This window comes from Psychrobacillus psychrotolerans, assembly GCF_900115805.1.
Classification (GTDB): domain Bacteria; phylum Bacillota; class Bacilli; order Bacillales_A; family Planococcaceae; genus Psychrobacillus; species Psychrobacillus psychrotolerans.
The window spans coordinates 809,177-826,325 of sequence record NZ_FOXU01000001.1 but is presented as its reverse complement, the minus strand read 5'-3'; the positions used below and the strand labels follow the sequence as shown (position 1 = coordinate 826,325).

Below are 17,149 nucleotides of genomic sequence, written 5' to 3'. Positions count from 1 at the left end.
ACAAATTTAATACTGATTTACGTACGGAGCGGAAATCAACAGCATATCTACGTCTCTGATCTTAGAAGACCAAGAGTCTTTTTTCGGTTTTTCTAGAGTGAAAAAGTACCTGCTTTATTAAAGAACTTGGGGGTGACTTATGAAAATTGGTATTGTTGGTGCAGGAGCGATAGGCCTCCTATTTGGTGCATATTTGTCGGAATCAGATCATGACATTACTTTTTTAGTCAGAAAAACTAGTAAAGTCCATCATTTATACATAGAAAAGAAAACGGAAAATCCGAAACAAATTACTTGTGATATAGTTTCGGACATTACTGATTTAAAACAAATGGATCTTATTATTATTGCAGTGAAGTATCATCATCTTACACATTTAGAAGATCAGCTAAATTCTTTACCTAAGCATATCCCTCTTCTGTTTTTGCAAAATGGTTTATCACACATATCTTTTCTACGGAAGTTACCACAAGAAACTGTCCTTATTGGTTCTGTATTACATGGTGCTACGAAAATAAATAATTCCACGGTTCAACACTTAGGAATAGGTCCAACTTATATCGGGTTTTATAAGGGGCAATGGGCTTCCATTAATAGTTTAATGGAGGGTAATAACGAGGAATTCCCTTTGATCTTTACGTGTGATATCGAACAAATGCTTGTGAAGAAAGCTATGTTAAATTGCTTGATTAATCCTTTGACTACTATTGCTCAAGTGACTAATGGGGAGCTAGTTGAAAATGACTCCTATAAAGCTATATTGAGAAGCATGTACGACGAAATGATATTTGCTTTTGATGACTGGCGAGAAAGGCTTACATGGGAGGAGGTTGTCTCCCTGTGCGAAAATACCAGGGAAAATCGTTCCTCTATGCTCAAGGACTTTGAGAATGGGCGAATGATGGAGTTAGATACCATTGTTGGAGCTATAATAGAAAAAGCCGCTCAAAGAAATAAAACTTTGCCTATTTTACAAGCATTCTATTTATTATTAAGTGAAATAAACAAAGAAGGTGATTACCGTCGTTAATGTTCTTTCGATTTTTGTAATATACCCAGTAGTCGTGTTTTTGCTTGTATTTATCATTTGTAAATTTGTTTTACATAAAAGAAAAAAATCAATTGGCATTGCGTCCGATGTTTCGACTTTCTTTTTATACTTTTCTACTGCTAATTTGTTCTCATTCCTTTTCTCGAAAGGGATTGGTTGGTATCTTATTATTTTTTCCATTATATTAGCGACGATTATGACATGTTTAGACTGGCGTTCTAAAAAAGAAATTGAGATAATTCCATTGTTGAGGAAAATTTGGAGAATACTATTTTTACTATTATGTTGTTTTTATGCATTTTTATGGTTATTCGGAGTTATCCAATATGTTTTAACCTATATAAGCTAATAATTTTTACACATATATAGTAAGTGTTATACTCTTAAAGTATTTAAAATGATAGCTTTGGTGAATTTTCGCCAAAATGAACTTGAAAATAATAGAGGTGGAAAAAACGTGCGATTAGAGCAGTACACACAACCATTCGCTTCCTCATTTTATAAGAAATATTTGGAGGATGTAGCTAATTTATCTTCTTTCTTTCATTGTGAATGGAACCAAAAGGCACTTAACAAAAGGGTTAAAGAAGCTAATTTTACTAAACATAAAAGAACTGAGCTTGCTGATGTAATTACTACTTATATGAGTGAATATGGTATTTCCAAAAAAAGTAGTCAGCATATAAATGAACTTAAAGACAATGGGGTTGTAGTTATAGGCGGGCAGCAAGCAGGGATTCTTTCTGGACCGTTATATTCAATTCATAAAGCAATTTCGGTTATTACATTGGCAAAACAACAAAGAGAAACTCTAGGAGTACCTGTTATACCTGTTTTTTGGATTGCTGGAGAAGATCATGATATCGATGAGATAAATCATGTATACATAGATAGAAGCCGAAAACTTCAAAAGCTTGTTTATCCAGAAAAGTCTCGAACGAAAAAAATTGCATCTGAAGCTACTTTTGACCAACAGTTAATAAAAGAGTATTTAGATGAAATTTTCAAAAGTTTACCCGAAACCTTATATACGAAAGATCTTAAATCTAATGTTTTAGAGCTTTTAGATAATAATTTAACGTATACAAGCTTTTTTACAGCCTTGATGAACGAACTATTTCAAGAGGAAGGTTTACTTTTAATAGACGCTGCGTATGAGCCATTAAGAAAATTGGAAAGTGATTATTTTCAACTTCAAATATTACATTCTTCAGAACTAGCTAAAGTAGTATTTGAGCATGAAGAAAAAATAGCACTTGAAGGATTTGGTACACCGATACAAGCAAAAGAGTCAGCGGCTCATTTGTTTTATGTTGAAGCAGGAGAGCGTTTCTTATTAGAACGAGTGAACAATCAATTTGTTCATGAGGCAAAGGGAATCTCATTTACATTGGACGAGATGATGGAAATTGCAAGAGAACATCCGGAGAAGTTAAGTAATAATGTGGTAACTAGACCAATCATGCAGGAAATGGTCTTTCCAGTGCTAAGCTTTATTGCTGGACCAGGCGAGATTGCATACTGGGGCGCATTAAAAACAGCATTTGAGTTGTTTGACATGAAAATGCCAGTTCTAATGCCTCGTATTAGTATTTCGATAGTCAATGCAAATACGCAATCCTTATTAGAAAAGTTATCCTTTACGATTGAAGATGTGTGGGATGGATCTTTACAAGATGCTAAGTTGCACTATATAAATAGCAATCGTAACGAGGAAGTACCTCACTTGATAGAGGAAATAAAAGCAGATCTTATAGAAAAGTACGGGAAGTTGGAGCAACTTTTGATGAAAGACGGTTTGAAGTTATCTCCATTAGTACAAAAGAATTTAAAAAATCATGAAAAACAATTGAATTTTATTAATAACGCAATTGAAGATACATTCCTTAGTAAGTTAGATGCGACTACTAATCGTTATGATCGTATTAGTATGAACTTAATGCCTAACGATGGTCTTCAAGAACGAACATATACACCGATTCAATTGATGAATGAGTATGGTCCATCTCTGATTAAACAGCTATTAGAAGTACCATATGAATTTAATGGTAAACATCACGTGATTTATTTATAATTTGTATCCCCACTTTCATTAGTGGGGATTTTTTTTTCTTGTTTTACAGTTTTCCAACTAGAGAGCCCAAGATTCCAACTAAACGTGCCAGAATCCCAACTAAGGGTACCAATATTCCAACTAACGACTAAATAGAGCTTCCTTCGCTTGGATTCTTGTCACTTGCCCCCACTTTTAAGATAATTCCTTCCTAATTTCACTGGAAATCGCAATAAACACAGGAACTTTTCCAAACTTTTCATGTATCAATGTTATAGGATTTCTTTGTAGAATTTACTAGAAAACGTGTCTCAACAAGTACTAATTACACATTTTAAAGAAATATCGTCCTGTTTTTAAAAAAACGGTGGAGGAAAGTGGGGCGTTGTGGTATGTTAATGACATAAAGTGGGGTGAGTAGCATGTTCATGGGCGAATATCAACATAACGTTGATGCAAAGGGACGGTTAATAATACCATCCAAATTTCGAGAACACTTAGATGACAGTTTTGTCCTTACACGTGGTCTTGATAATTGCTTATTTGGTTATCCTATGAATGAATGGCGAAAACTCGAAGACAAACTTAAAGAACTTCCTGTAACGAAGAAAGATGCTCGAGCATTTACTCGTTTTTTCTTTTCCGGTGCAACCGAAGTAGAAATAGACAAGCAAGGGCGTATCAACATTCCGAGTAATCTCAGAAGTTATGCGAAGATGGATAAGGAATGTATCGTACTTGGAGTGTCAAATCGGCTTGAAATTTGGGCTAAAGATGCTTGGGAAAATTATTTTGTGGAGTCTGAGGATTCTTTCAATGATATTGCAGAAAATATGATTGGCTTTGATATATAACTCATCTAACTGGGTTTGTCCCGGTGGATTGCATTAAAGTCTAGACAAATGTCTTGGATTTCAGAGGTAAAGTTTAACTGGGAATAAATACGCCAAGATGTATTTTATTAAGAGGAGGAGAAACGCTTGTTTCATCATACGACCGTATTACTAAAAGAAACAGTAGATGGACTAGCTATTCGTCCTGATGGGATCTATGTGGATTGCACGCTAGGCGGAGCTGGCCACAGTGAATACTTAGTACAACAATTAAATGAAAAAGGTAGACTAATTTGCTTTGATCAAGATATGACTGCCATTGAAAATGCAAAGCTAAAACTTGCACCTTATTTAGACAAAGTTACCTTTGTCCATGCAAATTTTCGTTATCTAAAAGATGAACTTAACCAAATTGGTATTGAAAAGGTTGATGGGATTTTATATGACTTAGGTGTATCCTCTCCCCAACTAGACACACCGGAGCGAGGGTTTAGTTATAACTACGATGCCCCGTTAGATATGCGAATGGATCAAACAAGTGAGTTAACTGCTTACCATGTAGTCAATGATTGGCCATATGAAAAATTACTTAAGATATTTTTCCGTTACGGAGAAGAAAAATTTTCTAAACAAATTGCGCGCAAAATTGAGAAGGCAAGAGAAGTTGAACCAATTGCTACCACTTTCCAACTTGTTGAGCTTATAAAAGAAGGTATTCCAGCTGCTGCTAGAAGAACGGGTGGACATCCTGCTAAACGAATTTTCCAGGCGATCCGAATTGCTGTAAATGATGAATTAGGTGCAGCAGAAGACTCACTAGAAGATGCAATTAAGCTTATAAAAGTAGGAGGAAGAGTAAGTGTTATTACCTTCCATTCCTTAGAAGATAGATTAACTAAAACAATTTTCAAAGAAGCATCTTCTTTACCAGAGTTACCACCAAATTTACCAATGATTCCAGCTGGTATGGAGCCAATGTTAAGAGTGGTTACAAGGAAACCGATAGTCCCTTCGGAAGAAGAGTTGGCAGTAAATAATCGCTCTCGTTCGGCTAAGTTACGTATTGTGGAAAAATTAATCGAAAAGGGAAGTGTCTAAATGGCTTTACGTAAACAGCAATCACAAACATACATACCACGCCCTTCTTACACTGAACAACCACAGGTACAGAAGCAGGCGAAAAAACGTAATAATCTTATTTCTAAAGGAGAAAAAATACTATTAGTCGGGTTGTTAGCAATAGTTACTGCTTTATCTGTCATGATTATTCAAACGGAAAGCGCTGTGCGAGCAACTACTACAGATATTGCACTAATGGAAAAGGAAATTGACTCTACTATAAAAAATAATACTGACTTATCAGTACAAGTAAATGAATTATCTACCTATGACCGTATTTGGAAAAAGGCGGAAGAGCTCGGTTTGAAACTGAATGAGCAAAACGTTAAGGTAGTGCCAGGACAATGAATAAGAAATTTCGTTTTCAATGGGGAGCCTTTCTAATGTTTTTATTATATGGAGGGCTCTTTTTCTTATTACTTAGTCGTTTTGTATTTATACAATATACGGGTACTGCTGAAGGTCAAGTATTATCAACGAAGGCAGAGCACAAGTATAGTAGAGAACAGGTTCTTCAAGCTAGTAGAGGGAAAATAGTTGATCGTAACGGCGAGATAATAGCACAGGATACACTTAGCTATAAAATGATCGCTGTCATTAGCCCGAACGCTTCTAACAATAGTGGTATACAAAGGCATGTTAGTGATCCAGCTAACACGGCCAAAGTTTTAGCAAAGTATATTGATATGACAGAACAAGAGATTACTAGTTTACTAGAGAAAAGTATAAAATCCGAGAAATACCAAGTTGAATTTGGTAAAGCTGGCAGGGATATTAGCAACAAAGTTATGGAAGAGATAAAAAGCAACAAACTACCTGGAATAATTTTTATCGAAGATTTAAAAAGATTATATCCTAATGGTCAGTTTGCTTCGCATTTGATAGGTTTTGCTTTAAAGGAAGAGAAAGAAGATGGAACAGCTGAACCTGTTGGCAAAATGGGTCTCGAATATATTTACGATGAAGAGTTAACCGGCACTCCTGGGAAAGTCGAATTCAAAAGTGATACTAAAGGCTTCTTACTACCGAATGCTGAGAAGATGGTGACAGAAGCTAAAAATGGCTTAGACATCTACCTCACTTTAGATAAAACCATACAAAACTTTTTAGAAGAAGCGATGAATACGGCACAAGAAAAATATAATCCAGAACGGATTACGGCTGTTATAGCAGATCCAAAAACTGGGGAAATATTAGCTATGTCCCAGCGCCCTTCCTTTGAACCGAATACAAGAGAAGGATTATCTACTAACTGGCTAAATGAAGTAACTGAGCAAACGATTGAGCCAGGATCTACCTTTAAGATATTCACATTAGCCGCCGCTATCGAAGAAGGGGTCTGGGCACCTAATGCTACATATAAATCGGGTTCCTATAAGATCTTTGATAGAACTATAAGGGATCATAATGTAGTAGGGTGGGGGAATATAACGTATTTAGAAGGTTTCCAACGTTCATCCAATGTTTCAATGGCGTACTTGCTTAACCAAATAGGAGAGGAAACGTTCAATGAATATATTAAACTCTTTGGATTTGGACAGAAGACGGGTATAGACCTTCCCAATGAAGCAACTGGAATTATAGCAAATGCTGGTCCAGTTGAACGTATAACTACAACATATGGTCAGGGAACAACCGTAACACCTATACAAATGGTGCAAGGAATGACTGCTATAGCAAATGAAGGGAAGATGATGCAACCCTTTATAATTGATAAAATTGTCAATCCTAATACTAATGATGTAGTGGAGAATCATAAAGTGGCCGAAAAGAAATCTCCTATTTCTGCAGAAACTGCGCAGCAGGTAAAAGAAATATTGGCAAGTACGGTAACGTCAGAAAAAGGTACTGCCCAGAAATTTAAGTTGAATGGATATACTTCAGCAGGTAAAACTGGTACTGCTCAAATATCAAAACCTGGAGGGGGCTACTACTGGGGAAGAAATGATTTCCTCTATTCTTTCTTAGGTATGGCTCCTGTAGAGGATCCGCAGTTAATTGTTTATGTGATGGTTCATCGACCTAATTTAGAAATGACGGAAACTGGTTCTGATACAACATCCGAAATTTTCAACGCAGTGACAGAAAGAAGCTTGAAATATTTAAATATTGAGCCGGAAAACTTGGAACTTGCAAAATCAATTGAAATGCCGAATGTAGTTGGGGAAGATTTAATGGCAAGTCAAAGTAAATTGGAAGCACAAGGATTAAAGACAGTAGTTATCGGTCAGTCGGATAAGGTAGAAGAACAATATCCAGCGGCAAAAACAAGTGCTATTTCAAATAGTATAGTCTTTCTAAAGGGACAGGGTGATATTCAATTACCTGACTTTAAAGGTTGGTCGAAAAGAAATATTATGATATATAAATCGTTATCTAAGTTACCAATAGAAATTGTTGGAGAAGGTTTTGTAAATGAACAGAGCTTGACTGGAGGATCGATCGTAACTGCAGATACTCCAATCGTCGTGAAACTTGCAACTCCAGCAGAAGTAACGAATAATAAGGAAAATTTAGACGAATCACAAACTGATTTACCTCAGGACTAAATAGGGATAGAATAGTTAGTGTCATTTTCTCATAAGTTATCTAAAACGGACTAAAGGGGATTTGGCAATTTCAAAGTTAAAACAAATTGTACGTCTGCGCCTGATTTGGATTATGATTATTTTTTTGTTCGTCCTAGTTCTTCTCAAATTAGTTCAGCTTCAATTTTTCCAATTTGATGAGCTTACGACAAAGGCAAAAGAAAGCTGGGATAGAGAACTACCTTATGCTTCTCTCCGTGGGAATATTTTAGACCGTAATGGAGAAGTTATCGTAGGAAACAAGCTTGCACCGACATTATTTTATATGCCTTCTCAAAATGAGAATCCAGAGCAAGTAGCCGAAGAAATTGGTTCCTTAATAGGGATGGAAAAAAGTGAGCTTTTAGAGCAAATAAACAAAAGAGCATACTTGGTGAAAATTGCACCTAAAGGAAAAAATATCTCGAGTGAACTTGCTATGGAAATACAAGATAAGAATATTAAAGGTTTGTATGCAGGAGTCGATTATTTAAGAGACTATCCATATGGCAATATGTTATCTAGATTAATAGGTTTTACTGGTTATGATGCACAAGGGCTTGCGGGAATCGAGTACCAATATGATTCTATTTTAAAAGGCAAATCCTCTGCTGTACGAATGTTTACCGACGCAAAAGGAGTACCACTTCCACATGTGGACGATGGATGGAAAAATGGTGTAAAAGGCAATCATGTTCAGTTGACAGTGGATTTAGATATTCAGCAAGTAGTGGAACGTGAGTTATCGCAAGCTATGCAGAAATATGAAGCGACACAAGCGATTGCGATTGTTATGAACCCCAAAAATGGTGAAATATTAGCACTTGCTTCTGCTCCTAATTTCAATCCGTCGGACTATCAAGAGGTGGATTCGACCGTTTACAATCGTAACTTACCGGTCTGGATGACTTTTGAACCTGGTTCAACTTTTAAGATTATTACATTGAGTGCGGCATTAGAAGAGAATGTAGTAGACTTACAGAATGATCACTTTCATGATAAAGGATATACCATGGTAGAAGGCTCTAGGCTTCGTTGCTGGAAAAGATCAGGACATGGAAATCAAACATTTTTAGAAGTTGTTGAAAATTCTTGCAACCCTGGTTTTATTGAGTTAGGAAATAGAGTAGGCGCAGAGAAGTTACAAGAATACATACGTAACTTTGGGTTCGGTAAATCTACAGGTTCAGGGATGGCAGGGGAATCCTCGGGTATTCTATTTAGTAAAGAGAACTTTGGACCAGTTGAACACGCCACAACCTCTTTTGGTCAAGGTATTTCAGTCACCCCTATTCAACAAGTGCAAGCTGTAGCTGCGGCAGTAAATGGTGGGTATCTATATAAGCCATTTATTGTAAAAAATACAATAGATGGTGAAACAAACGAAATCTTATCAAGTAGTGAACCAGAGATGAAGCGTCAAGTTATTAGTGAGGAAACTTCAGCCATTGTGCGAGATGCTCTGGAACATGTAGTTGCGGAGGGGTCGGGTAGAAATGCTTATCGTGATCAACTTCGAATTGGTGGCAAGACAGGTACAGCGCAAAAAGTTCAAAATGGCCGGTATATGGATGGAGAGTACATTGTATCCTTTATAGGTTTTGCACCAGCAGATAATCCAGAACTTATCGTATATGTTGCCATCGACAACCCTAAACACAGCACTCAATTCGGGGGAGTAATAGCAGCCCCTATTGTTGGTCAAATTTTGGAAGATTCACTGAAGACAAAAGGAAGCGGCACCCAGATAGAAAAAGAGTATAGATGGGGAGATGTAGAGCAAGTACGTACACCAAACCTGGTAGGAACAAAAAGGAAGGAAATAACGTCCTATATGTATCCTTTCAATATTGTTTGGCATGGTGATGGAGACGAAATAATTTCTCAACTGCCAAAAGAAAATGGGCTCATCCCATTAGATGGAACAATTCATGTATACACAAATAAATAAAATAGTACATTCATTAATAGTTGATCGTATTTAAGGAGATTTTTTTATGACATTGTCTACAACGGTTATTACACTTATTGTTAGTTTTATCCTTACAGTTATTCTTGCTCCAATTGTTATTCCTTATTTAAGAAGGATGAAATTTGGGCAAAGCATAAGAGAAGAAGGCCCTCAGTCGCATCAAGTAAAGGCAGGTACACCTACAATGGGAGGGCTGATTTTCTTAACCTCCATCATTATCTCAACACTTGCTCTATCCCTTTATTTTGATAAATTAACGACTCAGTCCATTGTACTGTTAGTTATCCTAGTAGGCTTTGGTGTTATTGGATTTTTGGATGATTTTATAAAAGTCGTTTTAAAAAGAAATTTAGGCTTAACATCTATCCAGAAACTAATTGGTCAAATTATTATTGCGATCATTGCCTACTTCTTATTAAAACAAGGACCCTTTGATACAAATATAGTTATACCATTTACAGAAATGGAACTTCAATTAGGTCAATTGTATATTGCATTTCTTATCTTTTGGCTAGTTGGTTTTTCAAATGCCGTTAATTTGACAGATGGCTTAGATGGGTTAGTTGCAGGAACAGCAACAGTTGCCTTTGCAGCATTTGGTGTTCTAGCACTTGCTTATGAACAGAGTGATATAGCTATATTTACATTCTGTGTATCAGGAGCACTTTTAGGGTTTTTATTGTTTAACAAATATCCAGCAAAAGTGTTTATGGGAGATACGGGTTCTCTTGCATTAGGTGGTGCGCTAGCCATGGTATCTATTCTAGTGAAACATGAATTATTATTGCTAATTGTAGGGATTATCTTTGTAATTGAAACGTTATCAGTGATATTACAAGTGATTAGCTTTAAAACAACTGGCAAACGTATATTCAAAATGAGTCCGATTCACCATCACTTTGAATTGTCGGGTTGGAATGAACGTAAAATAGTTACTGTGTTCTGGGCAATAGGTTTCATAGCTGCAATGATTGTAGTCTGCTTGGAGGTTTTGTGAGATGAAGAAATTACCACATGTAGTTCATAAAAAAATACTTGTTTTAGGTTTGGCAAAAAGCGGTACTGCAGCAGCTGAAACGCTACATGACTTAGGAGCATTTGTTACTGTGAATGATGCTAAGCCATTCGAGCAAAATGAAAATGCTCAGTACTTGTTGTCAAAAGGTTTAACTGTTATTTGTGGAAGTCATCCCGAAGATATCTTAGACGAAGGCTTTAGTTTAATCGTCAAGAATCCTGGAATACCTTATAACAATCCCGTTATTACAGAGGCAAATAAAAGAGGAATACCTGTATGGACGGAAGTAGAACTTGCCTATCGTATTAGCGATGCTCCAATGATCGGAATAACCGGTTCAAATGGAAAGACTACAACTACTACATTGATATTTGAAATGCTTGCAGCTGCCGATAAAAAGCCCAAAATAGCTGGTAATATTGGTACAGTTGCAACTACTGTTGCCAAAGAAGCGACAGCAGAGAATATTATCGTAACTGAATTATCTTCATTTCAGCTTATGGGTACAGAAGAGTTAAAGCCAAAAGTTTCTGTATTACTTAACTTATATGAAGCACATTTAGATTACCATAAAGATTTTCAGGAATATACAGATGCTAAATTTAAAATTACCCAACAGCAAGATGCTAATGATTGGCTAGTTTATAATGGAGAACAGCAAATAGTGAAAGACTATGCTCAAATGAGTAAGGCAGCCAAAATACCTTTTCATGTTAGTAGTAAGACAAAAGAGGGTATAAGTGCAGATGAGCAATACGTCTACTGGAACGGTGAACGATTATTTGAACGATCTATTATTGCGCTGAGAGGTAAGCATAATTTAGAGAATGTACTTGCTGCGACAGCGACAGCATTACTGATGAAATGTCCTATTGAAGCTATTATACAAGTGTTATCAACATTCCACGGGGTTAAACATCGCACTCAATTCATCAGGGAATGGAAAGGTCGTAAATTTTATAATGACTCAAAAGCTACAAATGCACTTGCAACTAAAAGTGCTCTAGAAGGTTTTACAGAGCCAGTTATATTAATAGCGGGTGGTGTGGACCGCGGCCATTCATTTGATGAACTAATACCTTACTTAGATCGTGTGAAAGCATTAGTCCATTACGGAGCAACTAAAGATCGATTGCAAAAGTTTGGGGAAGAGCAAGGAATCTCCTCGGTAGTTAGCACAGAAACCTTAGGTGAAGCATTTAAAATAGCATTAGCGACTTCATCCGAAGGGGATATCGTATTGCTTTCACCTGCATGTGCAAGTTGGGATCAATATGAAAGCTTTGAGATTCGTGGAGATGAATTTATCGACCATGTTACATCTTTAAAAGAGTAATGAAAGGATGACCTAAACGAAAGATACAAGAAAATTTATTTTCCTATCTTCTGTATTGTTTTTATCCATCATTGGTATATTCTTTGTCCACTCAGCGGGTTCCTATTGGAGCGAAGTCCATTACAAAGGACAAATGCCTTTTGCATTAAAACAAGCAGCATATCTTATTGTAGGGATAGTTGGAGCCTTCATTATTCAAAAGGCAAGTTTCATACGGTCTGATGGATTTTGGAGAGGATTATATATAGTTGCGATTCTCATGCTAATTGGCGTTTTAATCCCTGGTATTGGAGTGGTTCGAAATGGATCACAAAGTTGGATTTCTCTTGGATTTATGAATTTTCAACCAGCAGAGTTAGCTAAAATAGCAGTATTAGGAGTGTTAGCTAACTCTTTAGCAAATGTAAAAAATTCTAGAATGAAAATGTATATTCAAAGTGGCCTTTTGTTATTATTGCCAATTGGCTTTATCATGGTTCAACCAGACTTTGGTTCCGCTTTTGTATTGGTTGTTGCTGTATTCTTTTTATTGTTTGCAGCAGGACTTCCGTTCAAGTTCTTTCTTTGGATAGGTATGAGTGGCATTATTGCTTTTGTACTGCTAATTGTTTCTGCTCCATACCGACTTGTGCGAATACAAGCCTTTCTAGATCCTTGGAATGACCCACTGGGATCCGGATTTCAAGCAATACAATCATTGCTTGCAATAGGTCCAGCTGGATTATTTGGTTTTGGGTATGGAAATAGCCGCCAAAAGTTTTTGTATTTGCCTGAACCACAAAATGATTTCATCTTTTCTATTTTGTTGGAGGAGTCAGGTTTCATCGGTGGGTTCATAATCGTATTAGCATTTTTAACGTTTTTTTCAACCAGTTTTTCGATGGCTGCGCGTGCAAAAACACGTGAACGTCAGTTAATGATTATTGGATTTACCTCTCTATTAGCAGTACAAACATTTTTAAATATGGGGGTAGTTACAGGTCTATTGCCAGTGACTGGGGTAACCTTGCCATTCATCAGTTATGGAGGTTCTTCGTTAGTGATGACCTGGGGGATTATTGGAATTATTTTAAACTTAGCTCAAGAAACTGAAAAAGAAGGGAGGCGGTAGAATGGAAAAAATCATCGATATTGAAGATCGTATACCTACCTTAAAAGAACGCAGAAGACGTAGAACAAATAAAAAATTTTCCATTCTACTTTTTCTCTTTGTTACTACGTTATTAATAGTATTATATTTTCAATCCTCTTACAGTCAGGTTCAAAAGATTACAGTGAACGGTGAAAAACTAGTACCTAAAGAATTGTACATAGAGGAGAGTACCTTGAATATTGGCGAGTCGATGTGGAGTTTTAATGAAAGTAAAATTGAAAACCTCTTGGCTAAGAACGCATGGGTAGAATCAGTTCAAGTTAAGCGAAAGTGGTTAACATCCGTTCATATTCAAGTTAATGAGTTTCATCAAATAGGTTATTTAGAGGATGGAGATTTTCTTCATATAATTTTAGAAAATGGACAGATTATTAAAACAGATGGACAAGTTTTACCAAAGGATGGACCTATCTTTTCAGGTTTTGACAATGAAAAAAACCGTTTGAGGATGATAAAAGAATTAAAAGTATTGGACAGCGAAGTGTTAACAGGTATTTCTCAAATTAAATATGCACCAACTGAAAATGATGCATACTCTATCCTAGTATTTATGAATGATGGAAATGAAGTTAAGGCGATCATTCCATCATTCGGAGAAAAAATGAATTTTTATCCTTCCATTGTTTCTCAGCTAAATCCCGAAGTGAAGGGTGTTATTGATTTGGAAGTAGGGACATTTTTCCAACCATTTAAAGATGTGTATAATGTACCAGTAGAAGAGGAGGTTGTGGAAAGTGAAGAAGACCAAACTCCTTAAAGTACCATCTAGAGGGCTTATTACTATATCGATGGTAAGTTTAGTGTTAGGATTTATACTTGCATATTCGTATAGTATCTCATCTGAAGATAACGAAAAAAACGCTTCAAATCTCTCGAATTTCCAAGAACAAGAAAAGTATAGAGAAAAATTAGTGGAACAAAAAGAACGCAATAAAGAGCTAACAGAAGAAATTACTGATAAGCAACAAAAAATCCGTGCTTTTGAACATTCTTTTGTAGAGAGTGAAGAAAGTGTAGAAGAATTAGTAGAGGAAGCAGAAATACTTCGATTATTGATTGGAGATATTCCCTCACAAGGAAAAGGTATTACTGTTTCATTGGAAGACGGAGCTTATAATCCTTCTCAAGAAAATCCAAATGACTATATAGTACATGAAAGTCACGTATTTAAAGTGATTAATGAGCTTAAAATATCTGGTGCAGAAGCTATATCTATTAATGGCCAAAGACTTCATGCAAACTCTTATATAAGATGTACAGGCCCAGTGATTGTAGTAGATGGAAAGACCTTTCCAGCACCATTTACGATTGAAGCAGTAGGAGATCCAAAAGTATTGCTTTCTTCCGTAAATCTAGGAGGAGGTGTTGTTGACCAACTTACTAGTGATAATATAGTGGTGACTGTAGGAGAAAAAGATTTAATAACAATGCCTGCTTTACGTGAAGATGATTATAGCTAACTAATATAGTAATGCTACTCAACTGGGTGGGGTTTCTTCAATTCTCACTGGTAGTAAAACGGGATATAAGGAGGCCGAATGATGAGAAAAACCGTCTATATTCGGTTTACTATAGTTTTGTTAATAATTGGCTTTATGTTAGCGATACAATTTAACACAGTTCAAAATCCTGAAACAAGAGATACACGAGATATATGGGCTATTCGTCAAGAATTATCCAAAGAAACCGAAACACATTCTGAGTTGCTTTCGGAAATTTATGTATTAGATCAAACAATCTTGAAATATGGAAACATGGTAAGCGAAAGTGCAGAACTTGCTTTACAGGATACAGTAGAACAATTAAAAAAGGATATAGGTCTGGTTGAACATACAGGTCCAGGAATTATTATTAAAGTGGAGCCATCCCTAGAAAGCGTAGCACTTGGACAACCTGTGGAAGGTATTTCACCAGATTTGCTCATCCGACTTATCAATGAAATCAATCGTTTTAAAGCAAATGATATTGAAGTGGATGGTAAACGAATTATCTATTCTTCCCCAATTAGAGATGTAAATGGTAAAACTACAGTGAATAATATACCAGTAAGAAATGCACCATTTACTATTAAAATTGGAACCTCCACTTTTGAGGATGCGCAAAAAATGTATAATCAGTTAGAGGCCTCCACAATCGGAGATGACTTTTATATTGATAATTTAAAACTGAAGATTGGTAAGCCCGAGCAAAATATCACGATTTCCTCTTATGACCAAGCTCTAAATAACCAATTCTTAAAAGAAGTACCGGAAGGGGAGTCATGAAATGTGGTTGCCATTATTAGGGCTGATACTTGGGATTTCCCTCGGTTTATTAACGGAAATACAAATCCCTGAAATATATGAAAGCTATTTGTCTATAGCGGTATTGGCAGCACTTGATACTCTATTCGGAGGCATACGTGCACATCTACAGCATGTCTATGATGACAAAGTATTCGTTTCAGGATTTTTCTTCAATATAGCCCTTGCTGCAGCTTTAGCATTTTTAGGTGTACACTTAGGGATAGATTTATACCTAGCGGCGATTTTTGCGTTTGGTGTACGATTATTTCAGAATATAGCAGTTATCCGTCGAATTTTGCTCACAAAATGGTCAGAAAGAAAAAATTAATAAATTATTAGGTTTAAATTGACTATTTCTTTAGAAAATTTTAGACTTTATACTATTTTTACACTAGAATAATAAATAAAGAGTTCTTAGGAGGTGCCACGGGTTGAATCAATCAGAATTATACGTATCACTAGATATTGGGTCGTCTTCCATTAAGGTCTTAATCGGCGAAATGAATGAAGACTCGCTGCACGTAATTGGTGTTGGAAATGTAAAATCAAACGGAATTAGAAAAGGCACCATCGTAGATATAGATGCAACAGTTCAATCAATTAAAAAAGCGGTAAGTGAAGCCGAAAGAATGATCGGTATGTCTATTAATGAAATTGTATTAGGTATTCCGGCAAATATGGCAAATATACAAAATGTTAAGGGAGTAGTGGCTGTTAATCGTGATGATAGAGAAATAACTGATGGTGACTTAGAACGTGTTATAGAGTCAGCTCAAGTTATGTCTATTCCTCCTGAGAGAGAGCTTATTAATATAGCACCAAAACAATTCATCGTCGATCACTTAGAAGAAATTAAGGATCCACGTGGAATGATCGGGACACGTTTGGAGCTTGACGGTATTATGATGACTACATCCAAAACAATTTTACATAACGTGTTAAGATGTGTGGAAAGAGCTGGCCTTCAAATTAGAGAGATTTACTTACAGCCTTTAGCTGGTGGACACTTTGCATTAACGGAAGACGAAAAAAATCATGGGACAGCTTATATCGATATAGGTGGTGGTTCCACGACGATTGCTATTTTCAATGAAGGCCATTTAGTCAGCACTTCCGTTATTCCAGTTGGCGGTGACCATATTACAAAAGATTTATCGATTGTCTTAAAAACACCAACTGAACAAGCTGAAATGATTAAACTAAAATATGGACATGCTTTCTATGATGATGCTTCAGATGATGAACTATTTGAAGTACCAGTAATAGGTGCAGATATGAAAGAACAATACTCACAACGTTATATTGCCGAAATCATTGGAGTTCGACTAGAAGAATTATTTGAAATGGTTCTAGAAGAATTTTATCGACTTGGGTTACAAGACTTACCAGGCGGTGTAGTTATTACTGGTGGAGTTTCTAAACTAGAAGGCTTAGGACAGTTAGCAAGACATATCCTTCAAACAAGAGTGAGACTATATACTCCAGATTACATTGGGGTTCGAGAACCTCAATATACAACTGCAGTTGGTCTTATAAGATATGCCTATAAAGAAGATCTTTTCTATGGTAAAATTGGTGATAGCCATGCGTTAGCGCATTCGGTTTCAAATGAAGCAGTTGCCGTTTCTAAAAAACAAAAACAGTCTGCTCAATCGACTAATGAACACAAGGATAGCGCCATGACAAAAGCAAAGAGATTTTTTGACAAGTTTTTTGAATAACAAACCATTTATCATAGCAGATAGAACATAGGAGGCAATAG

At 36.2% G+C, this 17,149-nt stretch carries 16 protein-coding genes; all 16 read left to right on the top strand.

What is annotated here, in order from left to right:
• Positions 1-139 precede the first annotated feature (139 nt).
• The 16 genes from BM260_RS04340 to ftsA all read left to right on the top strand — a co-directional run bounded on the left by BM260_RS04340 (position 140) and on the right by ftsA (position 17,108).
• The gene (locus tag BM260_RS04340; protein WP_093535334.1) at positions 140-1,030 is read left to right on the top strand and encodes a 2-dehydropantoate 2-reductase; all 891 of its coding nucleotides are present in this window, start codon (positions 140-142) and stop codon (positions 1,028-1,030) included.
• On the top strand, positions 1,014-1,400 hold the full coding sequence (locus tag BM260_RS18925; protein ID WP_093535332.1) for a DUF3397 domain-containing protein: 387 nt from the start codon (positions 1,014-1,016) through the stop codon (positions 1,398-1,400). The genes BM260_RS04340 and BM260_RS18925 overlap by 17 nt, the downstream gene beginning before the upstream one ends.
• A 108-nt stretch (positions 1,401-1,508) precedes the next feature.
• Positions 1,509-3,125 (top strand): bacillithiol biosynthesis cysteine-adding enzyme BshC, encoded by a 1,617-nt coding sequence (gene bshC, locus BM260_RS04330; protein WP_175496184.1) that lies wholly within the window; start codon positions 1,509-1,511, stop codon positions 3,123-3,125.
• Positions 3,126-3,526: 401 nt separating this feature from the next.
• Positions 3,527-3,958 carry a division/cell wall cluster transcriptional repressor MraZ gene (mraZ, locus tag BM260_RS04325; RefSeq protein ID WP_093535328.1) on the top strand — a complete coding sequence of 144 codons (432 nt, stop codon included), beginning with the start codon at positions 3,527-3,529 and terminating at the stop codon, positions 3,956-3,958.
• A 126-nt stretch (positions 3,959-4,084) separates the two neighbouring features.
• Positions 4,085-5,035, top strand: coding sequence for a 16S rRNA (cytosine(1402)-N(4))-methyltransferase RsmH (gene rsmH / locus BM260_RS04320; protein WP_093535326.1), 951 nt, complete (start codon positions 4,085-4,087; stop codon positions 5,033-5,035).
• Positions 5,036-5,404: a cell division protein FtsL gene (gene ftsL, locus BM260_RS04315; RefSeq protein ID WP_093535324.1), complete on the top strand. Its 369-nt coding sequence runs from the start codon at positions 5,036-5,038 to the stop codon at positions 5,402-5,404.
• Positions 5,401-7,605 carry a peptidoglycan D,D-transpeptidase FtsI family protein gene (locus BM260_RS04310; RefSeq protein ID WP_245762627.1) on the top strand — a complete coding sequence of 735 codons (2,205 nt, stop codon included), beginning with the start codon at positions 5,401-5,403 and terminating at the stop codon, positions 7,603-7,605. The genes ftsL and BM260_RS04310 overlap by 4 nt, the downstream gene beginning before the upstream one ends.
• 112 nt (positions 7,606-7,717) lie before the next feature.
• The gene (locus BM260_RS04305; RefSeq protein WP_093535743.1) at positions 7,718-9,574 is read left to right on the top strand and encodes a penicillin-binding transpeptidase domain-containing protein; all 1,857 of its coding nucleotides are present in this window, start codon (positions 7,718-7,720) and stop codon (positions 9,572-9,574) included.
• A gap of 46 nt (positions 9,575-9,620) precedes the next feature.
• Positions 9,621-10,592: a phospho-N-acetylmuramoyl-pentapeptide-transferase gene (mraY, locus tag BM260_RS04300; RefSeq protein WP_093535322.1), complete on the top strand. Its 972-nt coding sequence runs from the start codon at positions 9,621-9,623 to the stop codon at positions 10,590-10,592.
• Position 10,593: 1 nt separating this feature from the next.
• Positions 10,594-11,949: a UDP-N-acetylmuramoyl-L-alanine--D-glutamate ligase gene (murD, locus tag BM260_RS04295; RefSeq protein ID WP_093535320.1), complete on the top strand. Its 1,356-nt coding sequence runs from the start codon at positions 10,594-10,596 to the stop codon at positions 11,947-11,949.
• Positions 11,950-12,004: 55 nt separating this feature from the next.
• Entirely contained in the window at positions 12,005-13,060 is a 1,056-nt protein-coding gene (locus tag BM260_RS04290; RefSeq protein ID WP_322788060.1) for an FtsW/RodA/SpoVE family cell cycle protein, read from the top strand.
• A 1-nt stretch (position 13,061) separates the two neighbouring features.
• The gene (locus BM260_RS04285) at positions 13,062-13,859 is read left to right on the top strand and encodes a cell division protein FtsQ/DivIB (RefSeq protein ID WP_093535316.1); all 798 of its coding nucleotides are present in this window, start codon (positions 13,062-13,064) and stop codon (positions 13,857-13,859) included.
• Positions 13,860-13,890: 31 nt separating this feature from the next.
• Positions 13,891-14,562, top strand: a complete 672-nt coding sequence (locus tag BM260_RS04280) for a DUF881 domain-containing protein (RefSeq protein ID WP_093535741.1) — start codon at positions 13,891-13,893, stop codon at positions 14,560-14,562.
• Positions 14,563-14,643: 81 nt separating this feature from the next.
• Positions 14,644-15,366 (top strand): DUF881 domain-containing protein, encoded by a 723-nt coding sequence (locus tag BM260_RS04275; protein ID WP_093535314.1) that lies wholly within the window; start codon positions 14,644-14,646, stop codon positions 15,364-15,366.
• A 1-nt stretch (position 15,367) separates the two neighbouring features.
• A complete protein-coding gene (locus tag BM260_RS04270; RefSeq protein ID WP_093535312.1) occupies positions 15,368-15,715 on the top strand; it encodes a small basic family protein in 348 nt (115 codons plus the stop codon).
• A gap of 103 nt (positions 15,716-15,818) precedes the next feature.
• A complete protein-coding gene (gene ftsA / locus BM260_RS04265; protein WP_093535310.1) occupies positions 15,819-17,108 on the top strand; it encodes a cell division protein FtsA in 1,290 nt (429 codons plus the stop codon).
• Positions 17,109-17,149 lie beyond the last annotated feature (41 nt).

What these genes read in the sequence shown, in the direction of transcription:
- BM260_RS04305 (WP_093535743.1), top strand. Translation starts at nt 7,718, where the DNA reads ATGATTATTTTTTTGTTCGTCCTAGTTCTTCTCAAATTAGTTCAGCTT.
- murD (WP_093535320.1), top strand. Translation starts at nt 10,594, where the DNA reads ATGAAGAAATTACCACATGTAGTTCATAAAAAAATACTTGTTTTAGGT.
- ftsL (WP_093535324.1), top strand. Translation starts at nt 5,036, where the DNA reads ATGGCTTTACGTAAACAGCAATCACAAACATACATACCACGCCCTTCT.
- BM260_RS04275 (WP_093535314.1), top strand. Translation starts at nt 14,644, where the DNA reads ATGAGAAAAACCGTCTATATTCGGTTTACTATAGTTTTGTTAATAATT.
- BM260_RS04270 (WP_093535312.1), top strand. Translation starts at nt 15,368, where the DNA reads ATGTGGTTGCCATTATTAGGGCTGATACTTGGGATTTCCCTCGGTTTA.
- BM260_RS04310 (WP_245762627.1), top strand. Translation starts at nt 5,401, where the DNA reads ATGAATAAGAAATTTCGTTTTCAATGGGGAGCCTTTCTAATGTTTTTA.
- BM260_RS04285 (WP_093535316.1), top strand. Translation starts at nt 13,062, where the DNA reads ATGGAAAAAATCATCGATATTGAAGATCGTATACCTACCTTAAAAGAA.
- mraY (WP_093535322.1), top strand. Translation starts at nt 9,621, where the DNA reads ATGACATTGTCTACAACGGTTATTACACTTATTGTTAGTTTTATCCTT.
- BM260_RS04280 (WP_093535741.1), top strand. Translation starts at nt 13,891, where the DNA reads ATGGTAAGTTTAGTGTTAGGATTTATACTTGCATATTCGTATAGTATC.
- BM260_RS04340 (WP_093535334.1), top strand. Translation starts at nt 140, where the DNA reads ATGAAAATTGGTATTGTTGGTGCAGGAGCGATAGGCCTCCTATTTGGT.
- mraZ (WP_093535328.1), top strand. Translation starts at nt 3,527, where the DNA reads ATGTTCATGGGCGAATATCAACATAACGTTGATGCAAAGGGACGGTTA.